20 protein-coding genes and 1 pseudogene are annotated in these 25,916 nt (G+C 60.5%); 6 read left to right on the top strand and 15 right to left on the bottom strand.

Translation table 11 applies throughout. The features are described from left to right. Positions 1 to 31 precede the first annotated feature (31 nt). The 10 genes and pseudogenes from J3D54_RS02350 to J3D54_RS02305 all read right to left on the bottom strand — a co-directional run bounded on the left by J3D54_RS02350 (position 32) and on the right by J3D54_RS02305 (position 14,393). Positions 32 to 3,058 carry a multidrug efflux RND transporter permease subunit gene (locus J3D54_RS02350; RefSeq protein ID WP_253416540.1) on the bottom strand — a complete coding sequence of 1,009 codons (3,027 nt, stop codon included), beginning with the start codon at positions 3,056 to 3,058 and terminating at the stop codon, positions 32 to 34. A 13-nt stretch (positions 3,059 to 3,071) separates the two neighbouring features. Beyond that, positions 3,072 to 4,220, bottom strand: a complete 1,149-nt coding sequence (locus J3D54_RS02345) for an efflux RND transporter periplasmic adaptor subunit (protein ID WP_253416539.1) — start codon at positions 4,218 to 4,220, stop codon at positions 3,072 to 3,074. Between the two features lie 206 nt (positions 4,221 to 4,426). Further along, positions 4,427 to 5,524 (bottom strand): DUF1513 domain-containing protein, encoded by a 1,098-nt coding sequence (locus J3D54_RS02340; RefSeq protein WP_253416538.1) that lies wholly within the window; start codon positions 5,522 to 5,524, stop codon positions 4,427 to 4,429. A 14-nt stretch (positions 5,525 to 5,538) separates the two neighbouring features. Further along, complete coding sequence (locus J3D54_RS02335; protein WP_253416537.1) at positions 5,539 to 6,603, bottom strand: imelysin family protein; 1,065 nt, start codon at positions 6,601 to 6,603, stop codon at positions 5,539 to 5,541. Between the two features lie 27 nt (positions 6,604 to 6,630). Then, positions 6,631 to 8,058: a di-heme oxidoredictase family protein gene (locus J3D54_RS02330; RefSeq protein WP_253416536.1), complete on the bottom strand. Its 1,428-nt coding sequence runs from the start codon at positions 8,056 to 8,058 to the stop codon at positions 6,631 to 6,633. A gap of 271 nt (positions 8,059 to 8,329) precedes the next feature. Then, complete coding sequence (locus J3D54_RS02325; RefSeq protein ID WP_253416535.1) at positions 8,330 to 9,664, bottom strand: imelysin family protein; 1,335 nt, start codon at positions 9,662 to 9,664, stop codon at positions 8,330 to 8,332. 282 nt (positions 9,665 to 9,946) lie between these two features. Beyond that, a complete protein-coding gene (locus J3D54_RS02320; protein WP_253416534.1) occupies positions 9,947 to 11,998 on the bottom strand; it encodes a bifunctional diguanylate cyclase/phosphodiesterase in 2,052 nt (683 codons plus the stop codon). Between the two features lie 347 nt (positions 11,999 to 12,345). After that, entirely contained in the window at positions 12,346 to 12,942 is a 597-nt protein-coding gene (locus tag J3D54_RS02315) for a superoxide dismutase (RefSeq protein WP_253416533.1), read from the bottom strand. Positions 12,943 to 13,382: 440 nt separating this feature from the next. Beyond that, positions 13,383 to 13,985, bottom strand: a complete 603-nt coding sequence (locus J3D54_RS02310; RefSeq protein WP_253416532.1) for a LysE/ArgO family amino acid transporter — start codon at positions 13,983 to 13,985, stop codon at positions 13,383 to 13,385. Between the two features lie 7 nt (positions 13,986 to 13,992). Beyond that, positions 13,993 to 14,393, bottom strand: a pseudogene (locus J3D54_RS02305) (ACT domain-containing protein). Between the two features lie 96 nt (positions 14,394 to 14,489). Between J3D54_RS02305 and J3D54_RS02300 the strand changes: the two are divergent. From J3D54_RS02300 to J3D54_RS02290, 3 genes are all read left to right on the top strand, one after another. After that, positions 14,490 to 15,383, top strand: coding sequence for a LysR family transcriptional regulator ArgP (locus tag J3D54_RS02300; RefSeq protein WP_253416531.1), 894 nt, complete (start codon positions 14,490 to 14,492; stop codon positions 15,381 to 15,383). Positions 15,384 to 15,451: 68 nt separating this feature from the next. Beyond that, entirely contained in the window at positions 15,452 to 16,444 is a 993-nt protein-coding gene (locus J3D54_RS02295; RefSeq protein ID WP_230174919.1) for an NAD(P)-dependent oxidoreductase, read from the top strand. 116 nt (positions 16,445 to 16,560) lie between these two features. Beyond that, on the top strand, positions 16,561 to 17,430 hold the full coding sequence (locus tag J3D54_RS02290; protein WP_253416530.1) for an ATPase: 870 nt from the start codon (positions 16,561 to 16,563) through the stop codon (positions 17,428 to 17,430). A 247-nt stretch (positions 17,431 to 17,677) separates the two neighbouring features. Here the strand turns inward: J3D54_RS02290 and J3D54_RS02285 are convergent, their stop codons facing one another. After that, positions 17,678 to 19,195, bottom strand: coding sequence for an MDR family MFS transporter (locus tag J3D54_RS02285; protein ID WP_253416529.1), 1,518 nt, complete (start codon positions 19,193 to 19,195; stop codon positions 17,678 to 17,680). A 78-nt stretch (positions 19,196 to 19,273) separates the two neighbouring features. Further along, positions 19,274 to 20,467, bottom strand: a complete 1,194-nt coding sequence (gene pobA, locus J3D54_RS02280; protein WP_253416528.1) for a 4-hydroxybenzoate 3-monooxygenase — start codon at positions 20,465 to 20,467, stop codon at positions 19,274 to 19,276. 179 nt (positions 20,468 to 20,646) lie between these two features. On the opposite strand from pobA, the gene J3D54_RS02275 reads away from it, so the two are divergent. Beyond that, complete coding sequence (locus J3D54_RS02275) at positions 20,647 to 21,558, top strand: helix-turn-helix domain-containing protein (protein ID WP_253416527.1); 912 nt, start codon at positions 20,647 to 20,649, stop codon at positions 21,556 to 21,558. A gap of 148 nt (positions 21,559 to 21,706) precedes the next feature. Here the strand turns inward: J3D54_RS02275 and J3D54_RS02270 are convergent, their stop codons facing one another. Together J3D54_RS02270 and J3D54_RS02265 are read right to left on the bottom strand one after the other, a co-directional pair. Further along, positions 21,707 to 21,883 carry a hypothetical protein gene (locus J3D54_RS02270; RefSeq protein ID WP_181150695.1) on the bottom strand — a complete coding sequence of 59 codons (177 nt, stop codon included), beginning with the start codon at positions 21,881 to 21,883 and terminating at the stop codon, positions 21,707 to 21,709. 129 nt (positions 21,884 to 22,012) lie between these two features. Further along, positions 22,013 to 22,918 carry a LysR family transcriptional regulator gene (locus tag J3D54_RS02265; protein WP_253416526.1) on the bottom strand — a complete coding sequence of 302 codons (906 nt, stop codon included), beginning with the start codon at positions 22,916 to 22,918 and terminating at the stop codon, positions 22,013 to 22,015. A gap of 113 nt (positions 22,919 to 23,031) precedes the next feature. On the opposite strand from J3D54_RS02265, the gene J3D54_RS02260 reads away from it, so the two are divergent. Together J3D54_RS02260 and J3D54_RS02255 are read left to right on the top strand one after the other, a co-directional pair. Further along, positions 23,032 to 23,913, top strand: coding sequence for an MBL fold metallo-hydrolase (locus J3D54_RS02260; RefSeq protein ID WP_253416525.1), 882 nt, complete (start codon positions 23,032 to 23,034; stop codon positions 23,911 to 23,913). Between the two features lie 229 nt (positions 23,914 to 24,142). After that, positions 24,143 to 24,757 carry an NAD(P)-dependent oxidoreductase gene (locus tag J3D54_RS02255; protein WP_253416524.1) on the top strand — a complete coding sequence of 205 codons (615 nt, stop codon included), beginning with the start codon at positions 24,143 to 24,145 and terminating at the stop codon, positions 24,755 to 24,757. A gap of 169 nt (positions 24,758 to 24,926) precedes the next feature. On the opposite strand, the gene J3D54_RS02250 is transcribed toward J3D54_RS02255, so the two are convergent. Further along, complete coding sequence (locus J3D54_RS02250) at positions 24,927 to 25,808, bottom strand: LysR substrate-binding domain-containing protein (protein WP_253416523.1); 882 nt, start codon at positions 25,806 to 25,808, stop codon at positions 24,927 to 24,929. Between the last annotated feature and the right edge of the window lie 108 nt (positions 25,809 to 25,916).

Here is a 25,916-nt window from a genome sequence, read left to right as displayed (position 1 = left end):
TCGCGAATGCGAGGCCTTTTGGTTTTTGACGTTAAGGTTTATCGGGTTTGGCCAGCAACGTGTAAATGCACGGCAGCACGAACAAGGTGAACAGCGTCCCGATCGACATCCCCGTTGCGATCACTGTGCCGATGTCGAACCGGCTGACGGCCCCCGCGCCCGTGGCGATGATCAACGGCACCATGCCGAACACCATCGCCGCCGTGGTCATCAATACCGGACGCAGGCGAATGGCCGCCGCTTCCTCCACCGCTTCGCGAGGTGTCAGGCCTTTCTCCTTGCGTAACTGGTTGGCGAACTCGACGATCAGGATCCCGTGCTTGCTGATCAGCCCGATCAACGTCACCAGCCCCACCTGGGTATAGATGTTCATGCTCGACCAGCCGAGGAATAGCGGGATCAGCGCGCCACAGATCGACAGTGGCACGGTCACCAGAATCACCAGCGGATCACGGAAGCTTTCGAACTGGGCCGCCAGCACCAGGAAAATGATCGCCAGCGCCAGGGCGAAGGTGACCCATAGCGCGCTGCCTTCCTGAACGTATTGCCGTGAGGCACCGGCATAGTCGACGGCATAACCCGCCGGGGCTTCTTCCCGGGCGATCTGGCGCACGGTGTCGATGGCTTCCCCCATGCTGACCAGCGGAACCCCGGAAAGAATCGCTGAGTTGAGTTGCTGGAACTGGTTCAACTGACGCGGTCGTGCCCGGTCGGTCACGGTGATCAAGGTCGACAGAGGCAGCAATTCACCCTTGCTGTTCTTGACGTAATAATGGTTCAGCCAGTCAGGGTTATCGCGGTAGGGGCGTTCCACTTGGGCGATGACTTTGTAGCTGCGACCTTCGATGGTGAAACGGTTAATTTCGGCCTCACCCAGCATCGTCGCAAGAGTTCCGCCCAGGTCCTGCATGGACACGCCCATCTGCGCAGCCTTGGCGCGGTCGATATCCACCACCACTTCGGGCTTGTCGAAGGCCAGGTCGACGTCGACAAAAGCAAACTTGCCGGACTCCATCGCTCTTTTTTTCACCCGGTCCATCACCTGTAACAGCGCCTCGTAGCTGTTGGCCGAGTTGATCACGAATTGAAACGGCAAGCCTTCGCCGGTGCCTGGCAGGGACGGCAGGTTGAAGCCGAATATTTGCAGCCCGGGAATGCTTTCCAGCTTGCTCTGGACCAGTGGCAGGATCTGCATCTGGGTCCGGTGGCGTTCATTCCAGGGTTTGAGCAGGAAACCGCCGATCCCCGTTTGCACGCCGTTGAAGCCGTTGATCTGGAACGAGGAGTAGTACTCGGGAAACTCCTTGAAAATGGCGACGAACTCGTCGGTGTAGGCGTTCATGTAGTCGAGGTTGGCTGGTTGCGGGGCATTGGCCATCATGAAGATCACGCCCTGGTCCTCGTCCGGCGCCAGTTCCGACTTGGTGAACTTGAGCAGCACCGGAATCAGGCACAGCACGATCACCGCGAATACCAGCACTACCGGCCGAGTGTTGAGAGTGCCGTGAAGCACACTCTGGTAGCGGCGCTTGAGGCCTTCGAAAATCCTGTCCAGGCGATGGGCCAGGCCCGTGGGGTTTTCATCGTGGCGCAGCAGCAGGGCGCACATCATCGGCGACAGCGTCAGGGCGACGACACCGGAGATCACCACCGCGCCGGCCAAAGTCAGGGCGAACTCCTTGAACAACGCCCCCGTCAGCCCGGTCAGGAAGCCGATCGGCGCATACACCGCCGCCAGGGTGATGGTCATCGACACCACCGGCATGGCGATTTCCCGGGCGCCCTCGATGGCTGCATCCAGTGGTGTCTTGCCTTCTTCGATGTGCCGGTGAATGTTTTCCACCACCACAATGGCGTCGTCCACCACCAGCCCGATGGCCAATACCATCGCCAGCAAGGTCAGCAGGTTGATCGAGTAGCCCATCATCTGCATGAAGAACATCACGCCGATCATCGACAGCGGAATGGTGACCACCGGGATCACCACCGAGCGTAGGGCGCCGAGGAACAGGAACACCACCACGATGACGATCATTACCGCTTCGAACAGGGTTTTCAGCACTTCGTCGATGGAGGCCTGGATGAACAGCGTGGCGTCGTAGGCAATTTCGCCTTTGAGGTTTGGCGGCAGCTGGGCTTCCAGGTCCGGCATGATCTTGCGCACTTCCCTGATCACGTCCAGCGGGTTGGCGCCGGGCGTGGCCTTGATACCGATGTACACCGAGGGCGTGCCGCCGAAGGAACTGATGGTGTTGTAGTTCTCCGCGCCCATCTCCACCCGTGCCACATCCCGCAGGAGCACACGGCTGTCGCCGTTGACCTTGAGCGGGATCGCGCCAAAGGCTTCGGCGGATTTGAGTTCGGTGTTGGCGTTGATGCTGGTGACCACGTACTCGCCTTTCACCTCGCCGGCGGCGGAGAGGAAGTTGTACTGGCGCACGGCGTTGGTCACATCGCTGGAGCTCAGGCCGAAACCGGCGAGCTTCACCGGGTCTAGCCACAGGCGCATGGCGAACACCTGATTGCCGAGAATCTCGGCCTCGGCCATGCCCGGCAGTGTCGCCAGCTTCGGCTGGATGACCCGGGACAGGTAATCGGTGATCTGCGGGTTACTCAGCTCGTTGCTGAAGAAGCTGATGTACATCAGCGCCGAGGCGCCGGCGGCTTCCTTGCTCAGCACCGGGTCTTCGGCGTCCTGGGGCAGCTTGTTCTTGACCTCGTTGGCCTTGGCCAGCAGTTCGGTGAACAGGCGGTCGCTGTTGGAGCCGATGCGTGCGTAGATCGAGATCACCGAGAAGTTCTGGCGACTGACCGACGTCATGTAGTCGATGCCCTCGGCGCTGGCCAGGCTCTGCTGCATCGGTTGGGTAATGTAACCCTGGATGGTCTCGGCGTTGGCTCCGGGATAAGCGGTGGTCACCGTGATCAGGGCGTTTTCCATTTGCGGGTATTGGCGCAGGGGCAGCTTGCTCCAGGCCTGGAAGCCCAGCAGCACTATCAACAGGCTGACCACGGTGGCGAGCACCGGGCGGCGGATGAACGGGTCGGTAAAAGCCATGGGGATTCCTTGATCAATCAGCGCGCGGCTGACTGTTCTTCTCGGCTAGGGTCTTGTCGTCGCTGATGGCGATGTGCGCGCCATGGTCCAGTTTGAGCTGGCCGCCGGTGACCACTTTTTCGCCGTTCTGCACGCCTTTGATGATCATGACCATTCCGTCGCGGCGCTCGCCGGTTTCGACGAAGCGTCGTTCGGCGATCAGAACCGGTTCGCCCTTGTCGTCTTTTTCGAGGCTGCCGTCTTCGGCCTTTTTCTGCGCGACGACGTACAGCGAGTTGCCATAAAGGGTGTAGGTGATCGCGTTCTCAGGCACGACGATGTGCGGCTGCGGGTCGGGCAACATCACTTGCAGGCTGGCGAACATCCCCGGCATGAGTTTGCCATCGGGGTTGGCCAGGGTCGCGCGCACCAAGACGTTGCGCGTGGTGTTCTCGACCTTCGGGTTAATTGCACTGATGGTGCCCGGGAAGTGCTCTGTCGGGTAGGCCGAGACAGTGACTTGTACCGGTTGGCCAAGGGCGATCTTCGGCACGGCCTGCTCGGGTACGAAGAAGTCGACGTAGAGGCTGCTGAGATCTTGCAGGGTGGCGATCATCGTGCCGCTGGCCACGTAGTCGCCAACGTCCACCTGACGGATGCCGATGGTCCCGCTGAACGGGGCGATGATGCGTTTTTTCGCCAGAGACGCCTTGAGCTGATTGACCGTGGCCCGGTTCTTTTGCAGCACCGCCGAGAGTCGGTCGAATTCGCCTTTGGAGATGGCCTGGCTGCCCACCAGTTGGCTGCCTCGACCGTAATCCAGTTGCGACAGGCCCAGGTCGGCCTGAGCGGTTTCCAGCAGGGCGGTTTCAACGGCGCTGTCGAGTTGCACGATCGGTTGACCAGCCTTGACCTTCTGCCCCGACTCGAACTGCACTTCCTTGACGGTGCCGGCGGTCTCAAGGCTCAGGTCGACCCCTTGCAGCGCCTTGAGGGTGCCGACCGTGGGCAAACGGCTTTGCCACGGTCGTTCGGTGGCGGTGGCCACGGCGACGCTAATCGGCGGTTTCGGCACGGAGAATCCCTTCATCATCGTGTAGATGGAGAAGGCTTTGTAACCGGCCAGGACCAGCACGATCAGCAGAACAACACCCAACATGATCAGCATGCGGCGACGCAGCATATTTCCATTTCCTTGGAGAAAATCAGGTGAGACAGGCGGGAACATTACTCTGAGTATGAGGGGGATTCCAACTGGCAGTTATTACAGAATGACGCAAACCCTGTAGGAGCGAAGCTTGCTCGCGAAAGCGGTGTGTCAGGCAACTAATCTACTGACGGATACACCGCTTTCGCGAGCAAGCTTCGCTCCTGCAAGGGAGGATGGAGTCAGATCAGATGAAGGTGGTTGTCCCAGAGCCCCGCAGGCAATTCCAGAGGTTTTGCAACAAGGTTTGTCTGGCGGCAATCGTAGAACCGGCAACGGCCTTGACCCGAGGTCACAACAAATCCATCGGCCACGGCCCCGACACCGGCGCAATCGGGAAGCGGTGCATCCAGGCGTACTTCACCGCTGTCCAGGTCCCAGATAAAAAAGCGGTTGCCCCGCGGCGCGGTCAGGGCGACCAGGCGCAGTTCGCTGTGCACGGCCACGCTGGCGGTGTAATGCCCCATGGCCTGCAACTGATGCTCGGGCACCGGGAACGCCACGAACGGTTTGCCGGGACGTTTGATTGCCAGCAGTTCCGAAGATTCGTGAGCATCGCCCATGAACTGCTGACCGGCGACAATGGTGCCGTCACTGGCGATACCCAGGTGTCGCACGCTGTTCATCTGCTGGGCCAGTGTTTCCTTGCTTAGCAGCGTGCCGTCGCGCTTCATCAGCACCAGGCTCGGTTCCATGGCATTGAGATTCATCTCGACCCGGCTTTCGGCCTCGGTGCGAATGCCGCCATTGGCCACCACCAGCGTCTCGCCATCGGGCATCCACGACACCTGATGCGGGCCGACGCCGTGGGTGGACATTTCGCCGCTGTGCACCAGTCGCTCACCTTCAAACTTATACACACCGAGCAGGCCACGGCCCGGATCGGAGGTGTCGTTTTCGGTGGCGTACAGCCAGTCGCCGCTCTGGTGAATCACCGCGTGACCATAGAAGTGCCGGTTCGGCTGCGACACCACGGTTTGCAATAGCGTGCCGTCGCGCAGGTCGATCAGGTAGCTCTCGGTGCCCGGACGCCGAGCGACGAATAGCGCAATCGGCAATGTCGGGTGGTTGATGATGTCATGGCAGCGCTGACCGACTTGGGTGGCAAACACCCGGGTGCCGTCCAGCCGATAACCGACGGCGTAGTGCTTGCCGTCACCGTCGTCCCGTGCCGAGAGCAGCAGCGGGCTTTTGTTCTTGTGCTTGAACAGCGTCCAGCCGCCCAGTGTCACCGCACCCAGCAGCAAACTCCCTAACGTCAGAGCCTGGCGTCGCAGCATGGCACTTGCCCTCATCAGTCACCGTCGTTGGCGTTGAAGCCCAGTTGGATGCCCAGCGCCTTGGCCAGTTCGCCTTCGTGCAAGCGGTGGACGACGTTGAGGCTGTCATAGATGTCGTTCAGCTGCTGGCGACCGGCATCGTCGGTGAGCATGTCGGTCAGCGAGCGCTGGTTGCCGGCAAGCAGTTTCAGGGACGCTGCGTAAGCCGCGTCGATCTTGTCGGCCAACGGTTTTTGCTCGCTTGGCAACAGACCGCGCAGGCCTTTGTTGTCGACACCCACCCAGACGGTTTGCGCCGCGCTCAGGCTTGCTTCCATGCCTTTGAGCGACGACTGGCTACGCCAGGCATCGGCCTGGAATGGCTGTGGCGTGCCCTTGCTCTGACGGCCCATTGGCGTGCCGAGTTTTTTCTTCAGGGTGTCCAGCGCGGTCACTTGCACACGCAGCAGGTCGGCGATCGCTTCGTGAGAATCGGCGTAGCGCTGGTTGGGGAATTTGCTCATTTGCGCGAGCATGCCGTCGTTGGTGTTCCAGCGCGACAGGATCTCTTCGGCCAGTTGCTTCTGACGTTCGCCAATGGCGGTCAGCAGCGGGCAGTATTTGGCTTTCTGAGCGCTGTCGGCCATGTCGATCTTGCTGTCGAACAGGATGTATTCATAGGCTGAGAGCCCTTGCACTACGACACTGGACTTGGCCAGGGCGGCAGCATCGATCTGCGGCTGCGCGGTGACCAGTTGCTCGACCTGACGGCCCACGAGGTTTTTCTTGTCCGGCCAGAACTGCACCTGCCACGAACGGTTGCCCTCGGCCAGTGGCCCGATCAGCAGCGGTTGCAGTTCGGCCCAGGCCTTCTGCGCGTGCAGGAAATCGGCGCGAGCGGTGTCCAGGGTTTCCTTGCCCTGGCAGAACGCCAAGGCGCTGACTGCCAGCTGTCGGTCGGCTTCAACCCAGCGGCTGTAGGTCGGCAGGATCACTTGCTTGGCGATGGCCGCCGAGGTGACCGCTTGCGGATCCTGGGGCGAGCAGGCGCCCAGGGCGAGGGCGGCAAGGCTGGTGAACAACAATTTGGGACGGAACATGTCGGGCTCCCGTTGAAGGAATACGTATTAAAGGGAATTCAAAAATGCCAGCAACGCCGCGCGCTGCTCGGCATTGAAAGACAAAACCTGTTGCTGCGCCGCTTTTGCCTCGCCGCCATGCCAGAGCACGGCTTCGAGCAGGTTGCGGGCGCGGCCGTCATGCAAAAACTGGGTGTGGCCGCTGACCGTTTGCGTCAGGCCGATGCCCCACAACGGCGGTGTACGCCAGTCGCGGCCACTGGCCTGGAATTCGCTGCGGTGGTCGGCCAGACCGTCGCCCATGTCGTGGAGCAGCAGATCGCTGTAAGGGCGAATCACTTGATTGGCCAATTCAGGTTCCGCGGCGTTGGCGGCGGTGGTGTATTGAGGGGTGTGACAGGACTGGCATCCAGCCTGGAAAAACAGATTCTTGCCGGCCAGCACCTCAGGTGCGCCAACATCGCGACGGGCCGGCACGGCGAGGTTACGACTGTAGAACAGCACCAGACGCAGAATGTTGTCGCTCACTTCCGGTTCGCCATCCGGGCCATTGCCGTTGGGCGCCTGCTTGCACGCGGTTTGGGCGTCGGTGCAGTCATCAATGGGTCTGAGGCTTGTCGTCAGGCCCATATCGCCAGAGAACGCATGAACGTTCTGTTGATTGAGGTTCGGTTGCCCGGCCTTCCAGCCAAATCGTCCGAGGACGGTTTTCTGCTGCGCGTCGTCCCAGACCCGGTTCGGTCGTCCGGCGATGCCGTTTTTCTCCCGGGCCTGGGCCACGGCATTGGCGAGGATGGCTTCGTCAGGGATCGCTTCAAGCAAGCCCAGGCCGATCATCGGCGGTGCGATACGTGCCGAGAAACGTGTGTCGGGGTGCATCGGGCCATAGCCGAGTTGGGTGATCTGCAAGGTCGGTTTGCGCAACTCGATTTCGCTGCCGTCCTTGAAACGCACCGGGACCGGTGTGTAATCGACGCGCACCTTGCCTTCCGGGGCGACGCCGGGCACCGACATGTCCTGGAGCTGGCCGCCGTAGACCGGCTCCGGCACTACGCCCAGTTGTTCGATGACTTTGGCATAGGCCGGCGCATCGGGAATCGACAGGCGTACCAGCATCGACACCGCATTCGGTGCATCGGGCGTCGGTGGATGACCGCGCCCGTCCTTGATGTGGCAGTTCTGGCAGGCGTTGGTATTGAACAACGGGCCGAGGCCATCGCGGGCGGTGGTGGTCGACGGCGCAATCACCCAGGGGCTGCGAAAGAAGCTATTGCCGACGCTGAAGTCGACGCGCCGTGACGGCGGCAGATTGGCGGACGGCAAAGAGAATGCATTCTGATCGGTCTTGCGCACCGTCGCGCTGCCACCGGACCGGGCTTCACCAGGTTCGGCCTGGGTAAAACGTGGGGCGTCATCGCAGGCACTCAGGCCCAGGGCCAGCAACAGTGCAGACAAGCGAAGAGGCAGCGAGGGCATCGGATATCCTGCAAGACGAGCAAAACAAGGGCGCAAAGTCTAACAGGGCAGAGGAGTTTGAATAAGAGGAATTATCGTTTGGTTGATGTGGGGCAGGTTTGACGTCAGACCGCGTCGCGGCCATCGCGGGCAAGCCACGCTCCCACAGAAGTTTTGCACTGAACTTGTGGGAGCGTGGCTTGCCCGCGATGAGGCCATCAGCATCACTCAAAAATCAGGCATGAAAAAGGCGACCCGAAGGTCGCCTTTGTATTCACTCAGCCAGCGTTGATCAGAACTCGTGATCTGCGTTGTCCGGGTTCAGGTCACTGATGCCCAGTTTGCCGGCGGCGGCTTCGATCGAACCGGTCTGCTTGACCAGCGAGACGATGGCGTCGCGCACGATCTGATTGCCAGCGGTGTTACCGGCGGCGATCAGTTGGTCGTAGTGTTCACCCTTGTTGGCGTGATCGACCATGATCTGGATCTTGGCTTCCGTCGCCGCCAGGTCGGCTTTCAGCGCGGTATCGGTAGCAGGGTCGGCCTTGGCCACCAGGGACGACAGGCTGGCGCCGGTCATTTTGGTGCCGTCGACACGGGTGTATTCGCCCAGGTACACGTTACGAATGCCTTTGGCATCGTAGAAATGTGAGTTGTGGGTGTTGTCGCTGAAGCAATCCTGTTCGTCTTCCGGGGAGTTGGCTTCCAGGGAAACCTTCATGCGCTCGCCGGCCAGTTCGCCCAAGGACAGGCTGCCCATGCCGAACAGCATTTTGCGCAGACCGGATTCAGCCGGTTCGGCTTCCAGGGTGGCGCGGTAGTTGTCGGCCACGTTCGGCTTCCAGTTACCGACCATTTCTTCCAGGTCGTTGACCAGCAGTTGGGTCACGGATTTCAAGTAAGCGCGACGACGATCGTTGTGACCGCCGGTAGCGCCTTTGCCTTCCAGGTAATCGGAGGCTGGACGGTTGCCGGCGCCAGGGCCGGTGCCGTTCAGGTCCTGGCCCCAGAGCAGGAATTCGATGGCGTGGTAGCCGGTGGCGACGTTGGCCTCGGAGCCGCCCAGCTCGTTCAGGCTGGCGAGTTTTTCCGGGGTGATGTCTTTCACGTCGACCTTGTCTTCGCCGATCTGAACCTGAGTGTTGGCGATGATGTTGGCGGTGGCGCCCGGGTTACCCAGTGCGTGTTCGTAGGATTTGTCGACGTAGTCGATCAGGCCTTCATCCAGTGGCCAAGAGTTCACCTGACCTTCCCAGTCGTCGATGATGGTGTTGCCGAAGCGGAACACTTCGCTCTGCAGGTAAGGCACGCGGGCCGCGACCCAGGCAGCCCTGGCGGCTTTGAGGGTGTCGGCGTTCGGCGTGGCGAGGAACGCGTCGACGGCGGTTTGCAGGGTTTTCGCGGTGGATTCGGCATCGCTGTAAACGGCAAAGACCATGTCGGCGTAGTGCGCGACCACAGCCTTGGCGGCAGCTTCGTCGACTTTAGCGCTGGCAGCAGGCGCAGTTGTGCTGGCGGCCGGGGTCGGCGCTTGTTGAGCGACAGCCTTGTCTTTGCCTTCGCCGCAACCGGCGAGGGAAATAGCGATGGCCAGCAGACTGGCGGTGGCCAGAGGCATACGAATCATGGCGAACATCCTGCTTCGGTAATGGATTGGGCGCGCACGGGCGGCGCGCAAAACTGCGACATAATGCAAATCTTTCGCATTATCTGTAAAGGGTTGCGCCTGTAAATATTTCTTATTCACCTGTGGCGAGGGAGCTTGCTCCCGCTGGACAGCGAAGCTGTCCCAAATTCTGCAACCCGGTTCTTCCAGAAGGATCGCGTCAACCTGGTGGCGACTGCTGCGCAGCCGAGCGGGAGCAAGCTCCCTCGCCACAGGGCTCCGTCAACTGCTACAAAGGTTGTTTCAGAGGATGGCCGCGTTACTGCGCTGGGCCTGCTTGAGGTAGGCGCTCAATTCCCGCGCCGGCAGCGGTTTGCTGTAGTGATAGCCCTGACCTTCGTGGCAGCCTTCGGAGATGATGTAGGCCTCTTGTTCAGCGGTTTCCACGCCTTCGGCAATCACCTGCATGCCCAGGCTTTTGCCCAGCTGGATGATGGCTCGAACGATGGTCGCATCGTCGTCGTCATCGAGCAGGTCCTGGACGAAACTCTTGTCGATCTTGATCTTGTCCAGCGGCAGGCTTTTCAGATAACTCAATGACGAATAACCGGTGCCGAAGTCGTCGATGGCGATCAGCGCGCCGGAGCGACGCAGGCTCAGCAAGTGCTGGGCGGCGGTGCTGATGTCTTCCATCAGGCCGGTTTCGGTGACTTCCAGCTCCAGGCTGCGCGGTGGCAGGCGGTAGATCTGCAGCAGGTTGTTGACCACCCTTGGCAACTCGGCGTGGTGCAATTGCACGGTGGACAGGTTCACCGCCATGCGCAGGTCGACGAAGCCCTGATCGTGCCACTCGCGCAGTTGTTTGCAGGCCTGATCCAGCACCCATTCGCCAATGGCGATGATGGTGCCGTTCTGCTCTGCCAGCGGAATGAACAGGTCCGGTGGCACCAGCCCATGCTCGGGATGCTGCCAGCGAATCAACGCCTCGACACCTACCACGCGATGATCGCGGTAGCTGATCTGCGGCTGGTAGACGAGGTAGAACTGGTCACGGATCAAGGCGTCGCGCAGGTCTTTTTCCAGCTCGCGACGCCGCCGCATTTCCGTGTCGACGCTGGCGATATAGAACTGATAGCGGTTGCGCGAGCGTGTCTTGGCCAGGGTCATGGTCTGCTCGGCTTTTTGCAGCAGTTTCTCGGTGCTGTCACCGTCCTCGGGGAACAGGGTGATGCCGATGGTGGCGCGCAGGCGGATTTCCTGATGATCGAGGGCGAACGCCGCTTCCAGATCATCGAGAATGCTTTGGGCCAGTTCGGCAGCTTCGTAGGGTTGTTCGATGTCGGCCTGGACCAGCGCGAACTGGTCGCCACCCAAGCGGGCGAGGGCGCCGAGGCGGCCGCTGTGAGCCCGAAGGCGATCGGCCAGGGCCAACAGCAATTGGTCGCCGGCCTGATAGCTGAATTGTTCGTTGATGCCCTTGAAGTCATCGAGCCCGACACACAGCACCGCGACCCGACGCTGCAATTTGCCGGCGTCGACGAGGATCTTGTCCAGCTGTTGCTGCAATTGCTGGCGGTTCGGCAGACCGGTGAGAAAGTCGTACTGGGCCATGCGCAACAAGCTGTTTTCCGCTTCGTGGCGCAGGTGAGTGTTGCGCTCGATGGATTCGAGCAGCTGGTTGGCGGTGTTGATCCAGATCCCCAGCTCGTTTCTCTCATGACCCTTGAGCTGCGGAATCTTGTGGGCGCTGGGCCGGTCCGGGTTGATTTCAGTCAGATGCTGGATGATCCGCGACAACGGTTTTGTCAGCAGCCAGTGGTAAACCAGATACAACACCAGGCCCATGGCCAATGCGCGCAAGACGCCAGAGATGAAGATGATCACCGAGCTGATGATGAAGCTCTGGCCGTAGGTCGCGGTGTCGAGGGTAATGCTCAGGTCACCGTAGTACTCGCTGTAGGGACCGCGCCCCACCAGTTGGGTGGTGAACGTGCGTTCCTGGCCGAGGATCAGGTCGGTCAGCCAGCGGCTGTGTGAGTGCTGCAACTCGCGGGATTTTTGCGCGAGCATCGCTTCATTCGGGTGGCCGATGGAGGCCATGCGCACGGCGTCGTCCTGGAACAGGCCTTCGATCACCTGCATGCCCATTTCCCGGTCCAGGCTGTAGACGGCCTGGGTGGAGGGATCTCGAAACATGTCGAGGATGCGCTGGGCATCGCTGGCCACGGCCTGACGTGTTTTATAGGCATCGAAAACAATCTGTGCGCAGCTCAAGACCACGCCGACGATCAATGCCGACAGGAGCACGACCCGGAGCAACTTCACCGACAAGCTGTTCTTGAGTTCCAGCTTCAAAGGGTTATTCCTTGTTCCGTGCGGATAGCGTCAAGTTGCCGTGAGTATTGGCAATACCGTGATGGCAGTCAAAGGGACAATCCAGCCCGGGGGATATTGCCGGTAGCTTGGCCGATAGGCTGCTGTTTGGAGTATTTGCCCTATTAACACTGTGTCGGTTGTCGAGGCCTTCAACTTGAGGAGATTGTGCCAATTTTTCCTTGTGTTGATGTTAGACCGCTGTGCTGTAGGGGCAATAGGGCGAACGATAGACCGCGTTATCGTTCTTCGCGGCTGTAGGGATGTATCCATTTCCGAACCCATAAAAAACCCGGCATGAAAGCCGGGTTTCTTGACTGGAGCGAAGCTTAAGCGGTGAAGGTTTTGCCTTCGAACTGCTCAGCCACGAATTTCCAGTTGACCAGGTTCCAGAACGCTTCAACGTACTTCGGACGCAGGTTGCGGTAGTCGATGTAGTAAGCGTGTTCCCAGACGTCGCAGGTCAGCAGCGGGGTGTCGCCGCTGGTCAGCGGGTTGCCGGCGCCGATGGTGCTGGCCAGAGCCAGGGAACCGTCAGCCTTTTTCACCAGCCAGCCCCAACCGGAACCGAAGGTACCGATGGACGTTTTGCTGAACTCTTCCTTGAACTTGTCGAACGAACCGAAAGCTGCGTTGATGGCATCAGCCAGAGCGCCGGTTGGTTGACCGCCGGCGTTTGGCGCCAGGCAGTTCCAGTAGAACGTGTGGTTCCAGACCTGAGCGGCGTTGTTGAAGATACCGCCCGAGGAAGTCTTGACGATTTGTTCCAGGGTCTTGCCTTCGAACTCGGTGCCTGGCACCAGGTTGTTCAGGTTCACGACATAGGTGTTGTGGTGCTTGTCGTGGTGGTATTCCAGAGTTTCCTTGGAAATGTGCGGCTGCAGGGCATCGTGTGCATAAGGCAGCGGCGGCAATTCGAAAGCCATGATGATTCTCCTAATCAGGTCAGTTGCGGTGAGCGCAAGGCCGATCACGGGCGGCCAGACATGCGCCGGGGAGTTTGTACTCTTTGCGGCGCAGGGATCGGATCATAGCACCGGGGGTGCGGCATAACCACGCAACAACTGTGTGGGATAGAGGTTCAAGGGGATGCCCTCGCTAAATGACGGATCGCGTTGGAGCTGTGATCGTGCCAGGCAAGGCGCGGGACGCTGAAGATGCTTTCTGCCTCTTCAAGTCCCGCAACGCCGCCTGGCACGATCACAGCTCCAACCCGGAGGGCCGTCCCCCCGTAAAGCGCAATCCGTCGTTGTTCGTCGCTCATTTGGACCACCAAACCTCACTCCTCACGCCTAGTCTTGCGCTTTACGGGGGGGCGGCGCGACCGTCATTTAGCGAGGGCATCCCCTTGGCCATTTGGAATAAATCACCCGGCGATGATCAGTTGAATCGCTACGGTGAACATCATCACGGCGACCAACAGGTCGAGGATTCGCCAGGTACTGGGCCGTGCCAACCACGGTGCCAGCCACGCTGCGCCGAGGGCCAGGGTAAAAAACCACAGCAACGATGCACTGGCCGCGCCCACGACATAGGCACCGGGCTCGGTCTGTTGTGCGCCGAGAGAGCCGATCAGCAACACGGTGTCCAGGTAGACGTGCGGGTTGAGCAAGGTCACCGCCAAGGCGCTGAGCAGCACTGCCCGCAGCGAGCGCACGGTCTGGTTCTCGCCTTGTTGCAGGCTCTGTTTCGAGCACGCCCGACGCAACGCAAGGCTGCCATACCACAGCAGAAACGCCGCGCCACCCCAACGGGCGATGGCCAACAGCGTCGGGTTCTGTGCCAGCAACGTCGCCAGGCCAAACACCCCGGCGGCCACCAGCAACGCATCGCAGGTTACGCAGAGCGCCGCCACCGGCAGGTGATGTTCACGTCGAAGGCTCTGCGCCAACACAAACGCATTCTGGGTGCCGATCGCCATGATCAGCCCGGCGGCCACCAACAGGCCGTTCACATAGCTTTGCCACATAAGATGTTTACTCCGCGTTGGCCGCCAAATCCCGCAGTACCTGCAGGGCGCGTTCGGCATCGGCCTGGCCGACGAACAAATGGTCGTGGTAGTACCGGCAATCACGTTGCAACTGATGCCGGCCTGGCCCAGTGCCGTGGCGAACGCGGCAGTCAGGCCGACGGCTTCGAGCGCTGAGTGCACGTTCAAGGTGATCCAGGCAGCGACGTAGTCGAAGCCGAAACCGGCCTTTTCGGCCTGGGAACGTTGCAGAATCACGGTCAGCCCTTCCTGTTCGCGCAAGCTGCCGACAATCTCAAGGCCCGCGGGCAGCTTGCCGTCGGGCAACGTGCAGAACACGTATTCACCGTCGTTGAGTTGCGGGCTCATGCTGCGCAGCAGAGCGGCCAATGAGGTTTCGCCAGCCATGTCGGTGATCCTTGTTCAAGAGTTCTTGCTGGCCATTCTCCGGTGGGAAGTTGTATAAGAAAAACCAATAGTGCTGATCGCTCATTAGGAAAACTGATGTTCGACTACAAATTACTGTCCGCGCTCGCCGCTGTGATCGAGCAGGCCGGATTCGAACGCGCCGCGCAGGTGTTGGGCTTGTCCCAGTCGGCGATCTCCCAGCGCATCAAACTGCTGGAGGCGCGGGTCGGCCAACCGGTGTTGGTGCGGGTCACGCCTCCGGCCCCGACGGAGATTGGCCGGCGATTGCTCAACCATGTGCAGCAGGTGCGATTGCTGGAGCGCGATCTGCAAAGCCTGGTGCCGGCGCTGGACGAAGAGGGCCTGCCGGAACGCCTGCGCATTGCGCTCAATGCCGACAGCCTGGCCACCTGGTGGGCTGCGGCGGTGGGGGATTTTTGCGCCGAACAACATTTACTGCTCGACCTGGTGGTGGAAGACCAGACCGTCGGCCTCAAACGCATGCGCGCGGGTGAAGTGGCGGGATGTCTCTGCGCCAGTGAGCGGCCGGTGGCCGGCGCGCGCAGCGTACTGTTGGGGGCGATGCGCTACCGTGCGTTGGCCAGCCCGGCGTTCATTGCCCGGCATTTTCCCCAAGGTGTGCGCGCCGATCAGCTGGCCAGAACCCCGGCGCTGGTGTTTGGCCCGGACGATTTCCTGCAGCATCGTTACCTCGCGTCAGTAGGCGTGAATGGCGGTTTCGAACACCATTTATGCCCATCCTCCGAAGGTTTTCTTCGTCTCACGGAAGCGGGGCTTGGCTGGGGTCTGGTGCCTGAATTGCAGGTGCGCGAGCAACTGGCGCGCGGTCAATTGGTGGAGCTTTTGCCAGATAAGCCGATCGATGTGCCGCTGTACTGGCATCATTGGCGCAATGGCGGTCAGCTGTTGGGGTTACTCACCGATCAATTGGTGCGTTCGTCGAAGCAATGGCTGGTGCCGTTGGACTGACGGCTGGCGTCAAGACCTCACGCCCTATGCAAAACGCAAAACGCAAAACGAAATATTCGGAGCAATACATGAAGATTCTGGTCACCGGCGCAAGCGGCTTCATTGGCGGACGCTTTGCGCGTTTCGCCCTGGAGCAGGGCCTGGACGTGCGGGTCAACGGTCGCCGGGCCGAGAGTGTCGAGCATTTGGTACGCCGTGGTGCCGAGTTCATCCAGGGCGACTTGAGCGACCCGCAACTGGCGCGCGACCTGTGTTCCGATGTCGAAGCCGTGGTCCATTGTGCCGGCGCTGTCGGTTTGTGGGGACGCTATCAGGACTTCCATCAAGGCAACGTCGAGGTCACCGAGAACGTGGTCGAGGCCTGCCTGAAGCAACGGGTGCGGCGCCTGGTGCATTTGTCGTCGCCATCGATTTACTTCGATGGCCGCGATCATCTGGGGTTGACCGAAGACCAGGTGCCCAAGCGCTTCAAGCATCCCTACGCCGCGACCAAATACCTGGCCGAGCAAAAAGTTTTCGGGGCGCAGGAGTTCGGCCTCGAAACCCTGGCCCTGCGCCCGCGTTTCGTGACGGGCGCAGGTGACATGAGCATTTTCCCCAGGCTGCTGAAGATGCAGCGCAAAGGGCGGTTGGCGATTATCGGCAATGGCCTGAACAAGGTTGACTTCACCAGTGTGCAAAACCTCAATGAAGCGTTGTTCAGCAGCTTGCTGGCCAGCGGTTCGGCCTTGGGCAAGGCCTACAACATCAGTAACGGAGCGCCGGTGCCGTTGTGGGATGTGGTCAATTACGTGATGCGCAAAATGGATGTCCCACAGGTGACTCGTTACCGTTCCTACGGCTTGGCCTACAGCCTTGCGGCGCTCAACGAGGGTGTTTGCAAGCTGTGGCCGGGGCGTCCCGAGCCGACCCTGTCGCGGCTGGGCATGCAGGTAATGAACAAAAATTTCACCCTGGACATCAGTCGCGCCCGGCATTATCTGGACTACGATCCGAAAGTCAGCCTCTGGACCGCCCTCGATGAATTTTGCGCCTGGTGGAAGGCTCAGGACATTCGCTGACACACAAGGGTTGCCCCCTACTGAACCGAGTTCGGGGTTCAGGGTCAACCGGTGCGCCAGCGGGAGTTATACTTCGCCGCATCAAGCCATCACCGCGTTTTACAAAGGTTGACTCAATGTCCATGCGTAACGATGCCAACGACGACTTCGACGATGTACCGAGCCTGCGTGCCGACAGCCTCGACGATGATGATTTTCCAACCACCGCTCGCACGTCCGTGCATTCGCGCACCGCACCGGTGGTCAAAGTCAAAGGCCCGAGCACCGGTCCCCTGTGGGCGTTGGTCGGCGCGTTGTTCTTTGCCTTCGCCGGCCTTGCCTGGTGGAGTTTTCAGCAGATTTCGCTTATGGAACAACAACTGGTGGCGACCCAGGAAAGTTTCGCGCGCATCAGTGAGGAAGCGGCGGGGCGCTTGCAGGACATTTCCGGCAAGGTCGTGGCCAGCCAGTCTACGGTCAACACCGGCAGTGAAGCGTTGAAGCTGCAAATCAAACAACTGGAAGGCAAACTCCAGGACCAGAGCAAACAGCTGGAAAGCAAACTCCAGGATCAGAGCAAACAGCAGCAAGGCGTGCTCGGCCAGACCTCCGATCTGGACAAGCGCCTGGCGCAAATGACCACGCAGGCCACCGAACAACAAGCCGCCAATGCTCAGTTGCAGGCCCAGGTCAAAGCCTTGAGCGGCGAACTGGCCGCCTTGAAGAGCGCGCCGGCCGATACCAGCAAAGTCGACGCCCAACTCAAAAGCCTTGGCGCCGACATCGCTGCGCTGAAGCGGCAAGGCAACCCGAGCGCCGCCGTCGAGCGCCTGGAGCAAGACATGATCGTGCTCAAAAGCCAACAGGACAACCGCCCGGCCGCAACGCAGGGTGGCAACAATACCGCCGAGTTCGATGCCTTCCGCGGCCAGGTCACCCGCAACATCAACACCTTGCAGGCGCAGATCCAGAACCTGCAACAGCAGCTGCACGCCAGGCCTCAATAGCCCGATGTAGCAATGGGGTTTGTGCAATGGTCTTTTTGTGGCGAGGGAGCTTGCTTGTGGCGAGGGGGCTTGCCCCCGTTGGGTGGCGTAGCCGCCCCATATCCATTTTCCGTGGTGCCTGATTTGCGACTGCTGCACAGCCGAACGGGGGCAAGCCCCCTCGCCACAGATAATCCGCCCACCACAGATAATCCCTCTCACTACACTGGCCACAGGGCTTGCCCGCGAAGGCCGCGCCTCGGTCTTTCTACCGAACCTTGTCTTCCCGCCCACGCAACACCCTGTTCGGCATGGCAATCGCTGCCGCCAGCCCCAGCAGCGATACCGCCGCGCTGACCATCAGCAAATGCCGGAAGGTCAGCAGCAACTCGGCGCGCAAGGCGTTTTGCGCGTCCCCCGGCGCGGCGCTCAAACCATCGAGCAAGACATTCCCCGAACGGCCCTCGGCAATCAGCGACGAGCCGGCCAGGTGCGCGAAACTGGAGTCCTGCAACAACGCCAGCAACAGCGCCGACATCAACGCCACGCCCACTGCACCGCCCAGCGCGCGGAACAGATTGGTGGTGCTGGTGGCCACGCCAATGTCCCGTTGATCCACTGAGTTTTGCGTGCCCACCAACGACGTCGGGAACTGCATTCCGCTGGCGATGCCGCTGAGCAACATGAACAGGCTGCTCAGCACAAATGCCTGCGGTGCACTGAATGCCATGCCGAGAATCGACAACGGCATGAGCAACGCGCCAGTCAGGATCATCGGCTTGTAACGACCGGTCACCGAGGTCCGGCGCCCGGCGAAATACGCGCCTATCGGCAAGCCCATGGCCAGCGGCAACAGGTGCATCGCGGCGCTGTCAGCCCCGGCGCCGGTGACACTCTGAAAGCGCAGCGGCATCAGCACGATCAGGGAAATCGCCTGGAAACTGGTGAAGAAAATCGTGCACCAGCAAAGGATCGCATTGCGGTTGGCGAATAAATGCATCGGCAGCAGCGGTTCCCGCGTTCGCCGTTCATGCCAGACGAACACGGCCAGCACGACCACCGCACAACCGAGCAAACCCGCCACTTCGGCACTGCGCCACGAATGCCCCTGGCCAACCTGAGTGATGCCCAACAACAACGCCGTCAGGCCAATGATCATCAGCAGCGTACCGAGGTAGTCGATGATCGGCTTGCGCTGCGGCACCGGCAGTCCCACCAGCGTGCGGTAGGCCACCAACCAGGCACCCAGGCCCAACGGAAGATTGATCAAAAACACCCAGCGCCAGGACAGGTATTCGGTCATGTAGCCACCGAGTACCGGGCCGGCCACGCTGGCCACCGCGTACATGCTGCTGAAGTAACCCTGATAGCGACCGCGTTCGCGCGGTGGAACGATGTCGCCGATGATCGCCTGGCTCACCGAAATCATCCCGCCGGCGCCGATGCCTTGAAAGATCCGCGCCAGCACCAGTTGCTCCATGCTTTGCGCCATCCCGCAGAACAGTGACGCCAGGGTGAACAAGCCCATTCCAAACAGCATCAACCTTCGGCGGCCATACAGATCGCCGAGTTTGCCGTAGATCGGCACCGCCACGGTCATCGCCACCATGTAGCCGGAAATGACCCAGGCCAACAGGCTGACATCCTTGAACTGCGCAGAAATCGCCGGCATCGACACAGCGACGATGGTCTGGTCCAGCGCACCCAGAAAGATCGCCAGCATCAGGGCGATCAGCACGCTGCGAATGGCTGGTTTGGGCGTTTCAGGCCGGTTGAGATTGGTCACGGTAAAACCTGCGGGCAGTGATGGACCCGCAAGGAGCAAGGCGAGCGGGGATGCTCGCCAGTGTAAGTCGGTAGGAGGCTATTCGATAGCCTCATAAGGAAGGCCGACGTAATTTTCTGCGATGGTTTTTCGGCCCGCCTCGGAGTCAACGAAATAGGCCAGTTCCGACTCGCTGATGCGCTGACTGAACGCGTCGTGCTCGTCGAAGCGATGCAACATCGAGGTCATCCACCAGGAAAACCGTTCGGCTTTCCACACCCGTCGCAGGCAAACTTCGGAATACTTCTCCAGCAAATCGATACGCCCTTCACGGTAAACCTTCAGCAGAATATTGAACAATGTACTGACGTCGCTGGCCGCCAGGTTCAGGCCTTTGGCGCCAGTGGGCGGGACGATGTGCGCGGCGTCGCCGACCAGGAACATCCGCCCGTACTGCATCGGCTCGACCACGAAACTGCGCAGCGGTGCGATGCTTTTCTCGATTGACGGGCCAGTCACCAGCACATCGGCGAGGGCGGTCGGCAGACGGGATTTGAGTTCGTCCCAGAAGCGTTGGTCGGACCAGTCATCAACCTGATCCTGGGCCGGTACCTGAAGGTAATAACGGGTACGTGTCGACGAACGCATGCTGCACAACGCAAAGCCCCGTTCATGCCGCGCGTAGACCAACTCCTCGTGAACCGGCGGGGTGTCGGCGAGAATCCCCAGCCAGCCGAACGGATACACCCGCTCGAACACCTTCAGGCAGTCGGCAGGGATCGACTGCCGCGCCACGCCATGGAAACCGTCGCAACCGGCGATATAGTCACAATCAAGTCGATACGTTTCGCCGTCCTTGTCGAAGGTGACAAAGGGTTCAGCGGTTTTCATGCCGTGGGGGACGACGTTGCCAGCTTCATAAATCGTCTGCGCGCCAGCGTCCCGACGAGCGGCCATCAGGTCGCGAGTGACCTCGGTCTGGCCATACACCATCACGGTTTTGCCACCGGTCAGCGCCTGCAGATCGATGTGCACTCGGCGCCCGTCCAGGGCCAGCTCGAAGCCTGTGTGGACCAGCCCTTCGGCGTCCATGCGCTGGCCCACCCCGGCCTGACGCAACAGCTCTACCATGCCTTGTTCGAGGACACCGGCACGGATGCGTCCCAGCACATAGTCCGGGGTTTGGCGTTCGAGAATCAGGGTGTCGATGCCGGCGTTATGCAGCAATTGGCCGAGTAGCAAACCAGAGGGGCCGGCCCCGATGATGGCGACTTGGGTTTTTAGTGTTTTCATTGTTTTTTTGACTCGCAAGCTCCACGCGACCAAGGCCGGTGGATGATTTTTATGGACCGAGTGCTTGCATTTTTCACTTGCGGGTCTGTCAATTGAAGGTGAAAACTGAGCCGATACCTGTACATTCTGCCAATCGGTGCGATTATCGCCCCGTTACCCTCGAGGCCTGGATTGAAGTGATGAACAAGCCCGCCCTGCCATCGATTCCGGTGTTCAAACTCTACGGTGAAAGCCTGGATTGGCCGACCCCCGATTTGCTCCACTGTGAAACCATTTCCAAACGCAGCCGCGAACATCAATGGGAAATAAAGCCCCATCGCCACGCTGATTTGTGTCAGTTGCTCTTCGTCTTCAAAGGTCAGGCAGAGCTTGAGATCGAAGGCAAACGCTCACAATTGGCTGAGCCGGCAATCATCATTCTGCCGCCGTTATCGGTGCATGGTTATCGGTTTTCCGAGGACGTCGAAGGGTTCGTTGTCACCCTGGCCGCGCCGCTGGTCACCCATCTTCAGGCGCAGTTGGGCAATTCGGTGAATGCCCTGGCCCAGGCCGAAAGTTACCCGGCGGGAAAGGACAGCGAATACCTCAACAGCTTGTTTTCAGCGCTGCAAAGCGAATACACCAGCCATCAACCGGCGCGGGAAATGCTCATGCATTCGCTGGTCAGCGTGATCATGGTGTGGGTCAGCCGTCAGGTGATTCAGCGCCGCGCTGCCAATCAGCGTCCGCAGCGTGCCCGGGAATACCTCAACGGTTTTATCCAGCTGGTGGAGGAGACCTATCGCCAGCACGTCAAGGTCGAGGACCTGGCCCATCGGCTGGGGATTTCCGTGTCCCACCTCAACGGCACGTGCCGTGAGCTGGCGGGGCAACCGGCGTTGCAGATCATGCACGAGCGTCAGTTGCTGGAGGCCAAGCGCTTGCTGACCTACACCAGCATGACCATTTATGAAATGTCCGACGTGCTGGGGTTTTCCGATCCGACTAACTTCACGCGCCTGTTCCGGCGTCGGGTGGGCATCTCGCCCAAGGCTTTTCGCGACCGCTTGAAGGCCGATCAGGACGCTGCCGATCAGAAGAGCGAGGCCTGACCCCTGTGGCGAGGGGGCTTGCCCCCGTTGGGTCGCGAAGCGGCCCCAGCATTTCAATGAGAACACCGCATTCACCGAATTACGACTGCTGCGCAGCCGAACGGGGCGGTGCGGCGTTCCGACAAGCCCCCTCGACACAAGGTGTTCGTCAGCGGAGGGCGTTGAGGCTCGCGCTGTGGGGGATGCAGCGCTCGAAGTTGCAGCTCGCGAAGTCACGGGGCACTTTGCGCAACTGTTCGACACGCCAGGCGGCTGTGCCATACAGCGCCAACGTCGCCGCGCAGGTGATGAAAATGGCGAGGTATCTTCTTGTTTTGATGTTCATGGCGTTGACCTCTGAACGAATACCTTTCGGTACTGTTTTGAGCATAGGTCAGCGCGGATGAGTTGCCAGCAAAACCGCCCCGCGTTTAACGCGATATTCAGAACATTGATGCTCCCACAGAGGAGGTGTTTACAGTCCTGCATCCCACGCCGGTTCTTCCGGAAATCTGAGCACCAGGAAATCCAGCATGCTGCGCAGCGCCACCGGCATGTGCTTGCGTGAGGCATATACCGCGTAGATGTTCATCTGCCGGGGCTCGGCCTGAGGTAGCAGGCGGATCAGCTCGCCGCTGTGGATATGCACGCCGGCCTGGTAACTGGGCAGCATCGCCACACCGGCCCCGGCCATCGTGGCGCGCAACAACGTGCTGGCCTCGTTGGCGCTGATGTTGCCCTGCACTGGCACCGAGACCGGTTCGCCATCCTGCTCGAAATGCCAGAGGCTTTTGCCGAAGTAGGAGTGGGTCAGGCAATTGTGCAGGCTCAGGTCTTCGACCCGTTGCGGCGTCGGGTGCTCGCGCAGGTAAGCGGGGGAGGCGCAGATCACCGAGCGGCAGACCGTCAGCCGCCGGGCGATCAGGTTCGGGTCCAGGTCGTTGCTGGTGCGGATGGCCAGGTCGATACGCTCATCCACCAGGTTCACCGTGCGGTCGAGCATCTGCAGGTCGATACTCACGCCGGGGTAACGTTTGACGTAAGCCGCCATGGCGTCCGCCAGTTGTGCCTGGCCGAACGAGGTGCTGACGCTGATCCGCAGCAGGCCGCGCGGAGCGTCGTCCGGCTCGCTGACGGCGGCTTGCATGTCGCTGGATAAATCGAGCATCTGTCGGCAGCGGGGGAGGATTTCGCTGCCGGCGGCGGTCAGGCTCAATTTGCGCGTGGTGCGGTGCATCAGGCGTGCGCCGACCCAATCTTCCAGCTCCGCCAGATACCGTGAAACCACCGGCCGCGACAGGTCCAGATGATCGGCGGCGGCCGATTGGCTGCCCAGGTCCACCACCGTGACGAACACTCGCATTGCTTGTAGACGATCCATGATTTGCCCGCTTTCAGAAACAAACTATGTTCAAGCATCGCATTTTTTGTATCGAACCAGGCAACTAAGCTCTATCCCATCGCCAGCACGGCATTCGGACAACGGAGCAACAGATGATCGGCTTCACTTCAATCAAACGCATTCTTCTGGCAACCGCCGCACTGGGCTTCGCGGCCCACGCCGCTGCGGCGTCGACCCTGACCCTGGACGTCTATAACCCGGGCACCAACGCGATCTTCCCGGTGACCTCGGTACTGGTCAGCGGCGAGAAGGAAGCGATTCTGGTGGACGCACAATTCGGCAAATCCCAGGCCGAACAAGTGGTGGAAAAAATCCGCGCCAGCGGCAAGCAACTGACCACCATCTACATCAGCCACGGTGACCCGGATTACTACTTCGGCCTCGACACCGTGACCAAAGCGTTCCCGAAAGCCAAGGTACTGGCCTCGCAACCGACCGTTGATCACATCAAGAAAACCGTCGACGGCAAACTGGCGTTCTGGGGCCCGAAAATGGGCGCTGACGTGCCGAACAAAACCATCGTGCCGCACGTGCTCAAGGGCGACAGTCTGATGCTGGAAGGGCAGAAACTGCAGGTAGTCGGCCTGGACGGCAAGCAACCGGATCGCAGCTTTGTGTGGATTCCGTCGATCAAGGCCGTGGTCGGTGGTGTGGTGGTCGCGGAAAACATTCATGTGTGGATGGCTGACACCCAGACTCCGCAATCCCATGCCGATTGGCTGACGACGTTGCACACGATCGAAGCCTTGAAGCCGAACACCATCGTGCCGGGTCACTACCTGGGCGAGAGCGCTCGCTCTCTGGCTGCTGTGCAGTTCACCGCTGATTACATCAAGGCGTTCGACGAAGAAACCGTCAAGGCGAAAGATTCAGCCGAACTGATCGGCGCGATGAAAAAACGCTACCCGACCCTGGGCGAAGAAAGCTCGCTCGAACTGAGCGCCAAAGTCGCCAAGGGCGAGATGAAGTGGTAACTCGCTGAGTAGCCAATGCTGCAGCGTGAGATTTTGTGGCGAGGGGGCTTGCTGTGGCGAGGGGGCTTGCCCCCGTTGGAGTGCGAAGCACTCCCCTACATTCTTTCAGCCGCACCGTATGCACAGGTTTTACGACTGCTTCGCAGCCGAACGGGGGCAAGCCCCCTCGCCACACTGATCAATGCAAACCAAGTAATTTCGCGTACACCCAAACCAACTGGAGAACGTCATGAGCAAAATCGCAATCATCGGTGCCACCGGTCGTGCCGGTAGCCAACTGTTGGAAGAAGCCCTGCGTCGCGGTCACAGTGTCACCGCCATCGCCCGCGACACCTCGAAAATCGGCCAGCGTGCCGGTGTCGTGAGCAAAAACGTCGACGTGCTCGATGCCGCTGCTCTGCAAGCGGCAGTAGCCGGCCATGACGCGGTAATCAGTGCTGCGCATTTCTCTACCATCCCCGCCAGCGCCGTCATCGAGCCGGTGAAGAAGGCCGGGGTCAAACGTCTGTTGGTGGTGGGCGGTGCCGGTTCGCTGTTGCTGCCGGGTGGCACGCGGGTGATCGACAGCGAAGGCTTTCCGCCGGAGTACAAGGCCGAGGCCAGTGCCGGTGCCGAGTTCCTCACGGCCTTGCGTCAGGAACAGGACCTGGACTGGACCTTCCTGTCGCCGTCGGCGGAGTTTGTCGAAGGTGAGCGTACGGGCGCGTTTCGAGTGGGCAAGGATGACTTGCTGGTGAGTGCGCAGGGCCGCAGCTGGATCACTTTTGCTGACTTCGCGATTGCGCTGCTCGATGAAGTGGAAGCGCCGAAGCATTCCCGCCAGCGGTTTACTGTCGGCTATTGAGTTCACTGATCACTTGTGGGAGTGAGCCGGCTCCGGGCGGCGATCCGACGAAGACGGACTTACATTCAACATTGATGTCGACTGTACGGCCTCCATCGCGGGCAAGCCCGCTCCCACAGGACAGTGGATATCCTGTGGGAGCGGGCTTGCTCGCGATGCTTTTTGGGGTTCAGCGACTCTGCGCTTGTTCCACCAACCACCCCATCAATTCGCGCAACTTCGGTGAAGGCGCAGGTTTCTCGGGGAACACCAGGTAATACGCCAACCCGGTTTTCACCTTCAAATCAAAGGGCATGACCAGCCGCCCGGCGCTCAGGTCATCGCCGATCAACGACCAATCGCCAATCGCCACGCCCGTGCCCTGGGACGCCATCGACATCGCCAGGTCCAGGGTTTCGAAATGCTGGCCCTTGCCGACATTGCTCAGATGAATATCCGCCGCTTTCAACCAGGCTTTCCAGTCCCGTTCATCCCGGGTCGGATGCAGCAGCAAGTGCTGTTGCAGGTCTGCAGGGGTCTGCAAGACCAGTGGCCCTTCAAGCATCGGCCGGGAACACACGGGCGTCAGTTGCTCATCGAACAAATGATGGGAGGCCAGTGAGCTGTCCGGTGGCGTGCCATACATCACCGCCGCATCGAATTGCTCGCGATGAAAGTCCACGCCGTGTTTCACCGTGGTGGTCAATTCCACCGGTACATCCGGGCGTTCCTTTTGCCACTGCAACAGGCGCGGCAACAGCCAGCGCATCACGCAGGTCGGGGCCTTGAGTTGCAAGGTTTCGCGCTTCTCGCCGATCTGCTCCACCGCCTCGTCGATCAGGCCGAAAATCTGCTGCACCCGTGGCAACCACTCACGTCCTTCGGCGGTCAGGCTCAAGCCCCGCGCCTGGCGAATGAACAGCTCATAACCCAGATGATCTTCCAGCCCGGCGATCTGCCGGCTCACCGCGCCTTGGGTGATGTGCAGCTGTTCGGCGGCCCGGGTGAAGTTGCAGCACTGCGCGGTGATCAGAAAAGTGTGCAGCGCCGGCAGGGGAGGCAGTCGTTTCATTGGGATCCAAGGTATGACGTGAGGACATGGCTAGTATGACTTTTTATCCATTGTTGCGGCTACGTGTCGCCCGTTCCAATGAGGCCATCCCTGGACCTGCCAACCCAT

The sequence above is a fragment of the Pseudomonas sp. GGS8 genome, assembly GCF_024168645.1.
In the GTDB taxonomy this organism is placed as follows: Bacteria; Pseudomonadota; Gammaproteobacteria; order Pseudomonadales; family Pseudomonadaceae; genus Aquipseudomonas.
This window is presented reverse-complemented; position numbering and strand designations above follow the sequence as displayed.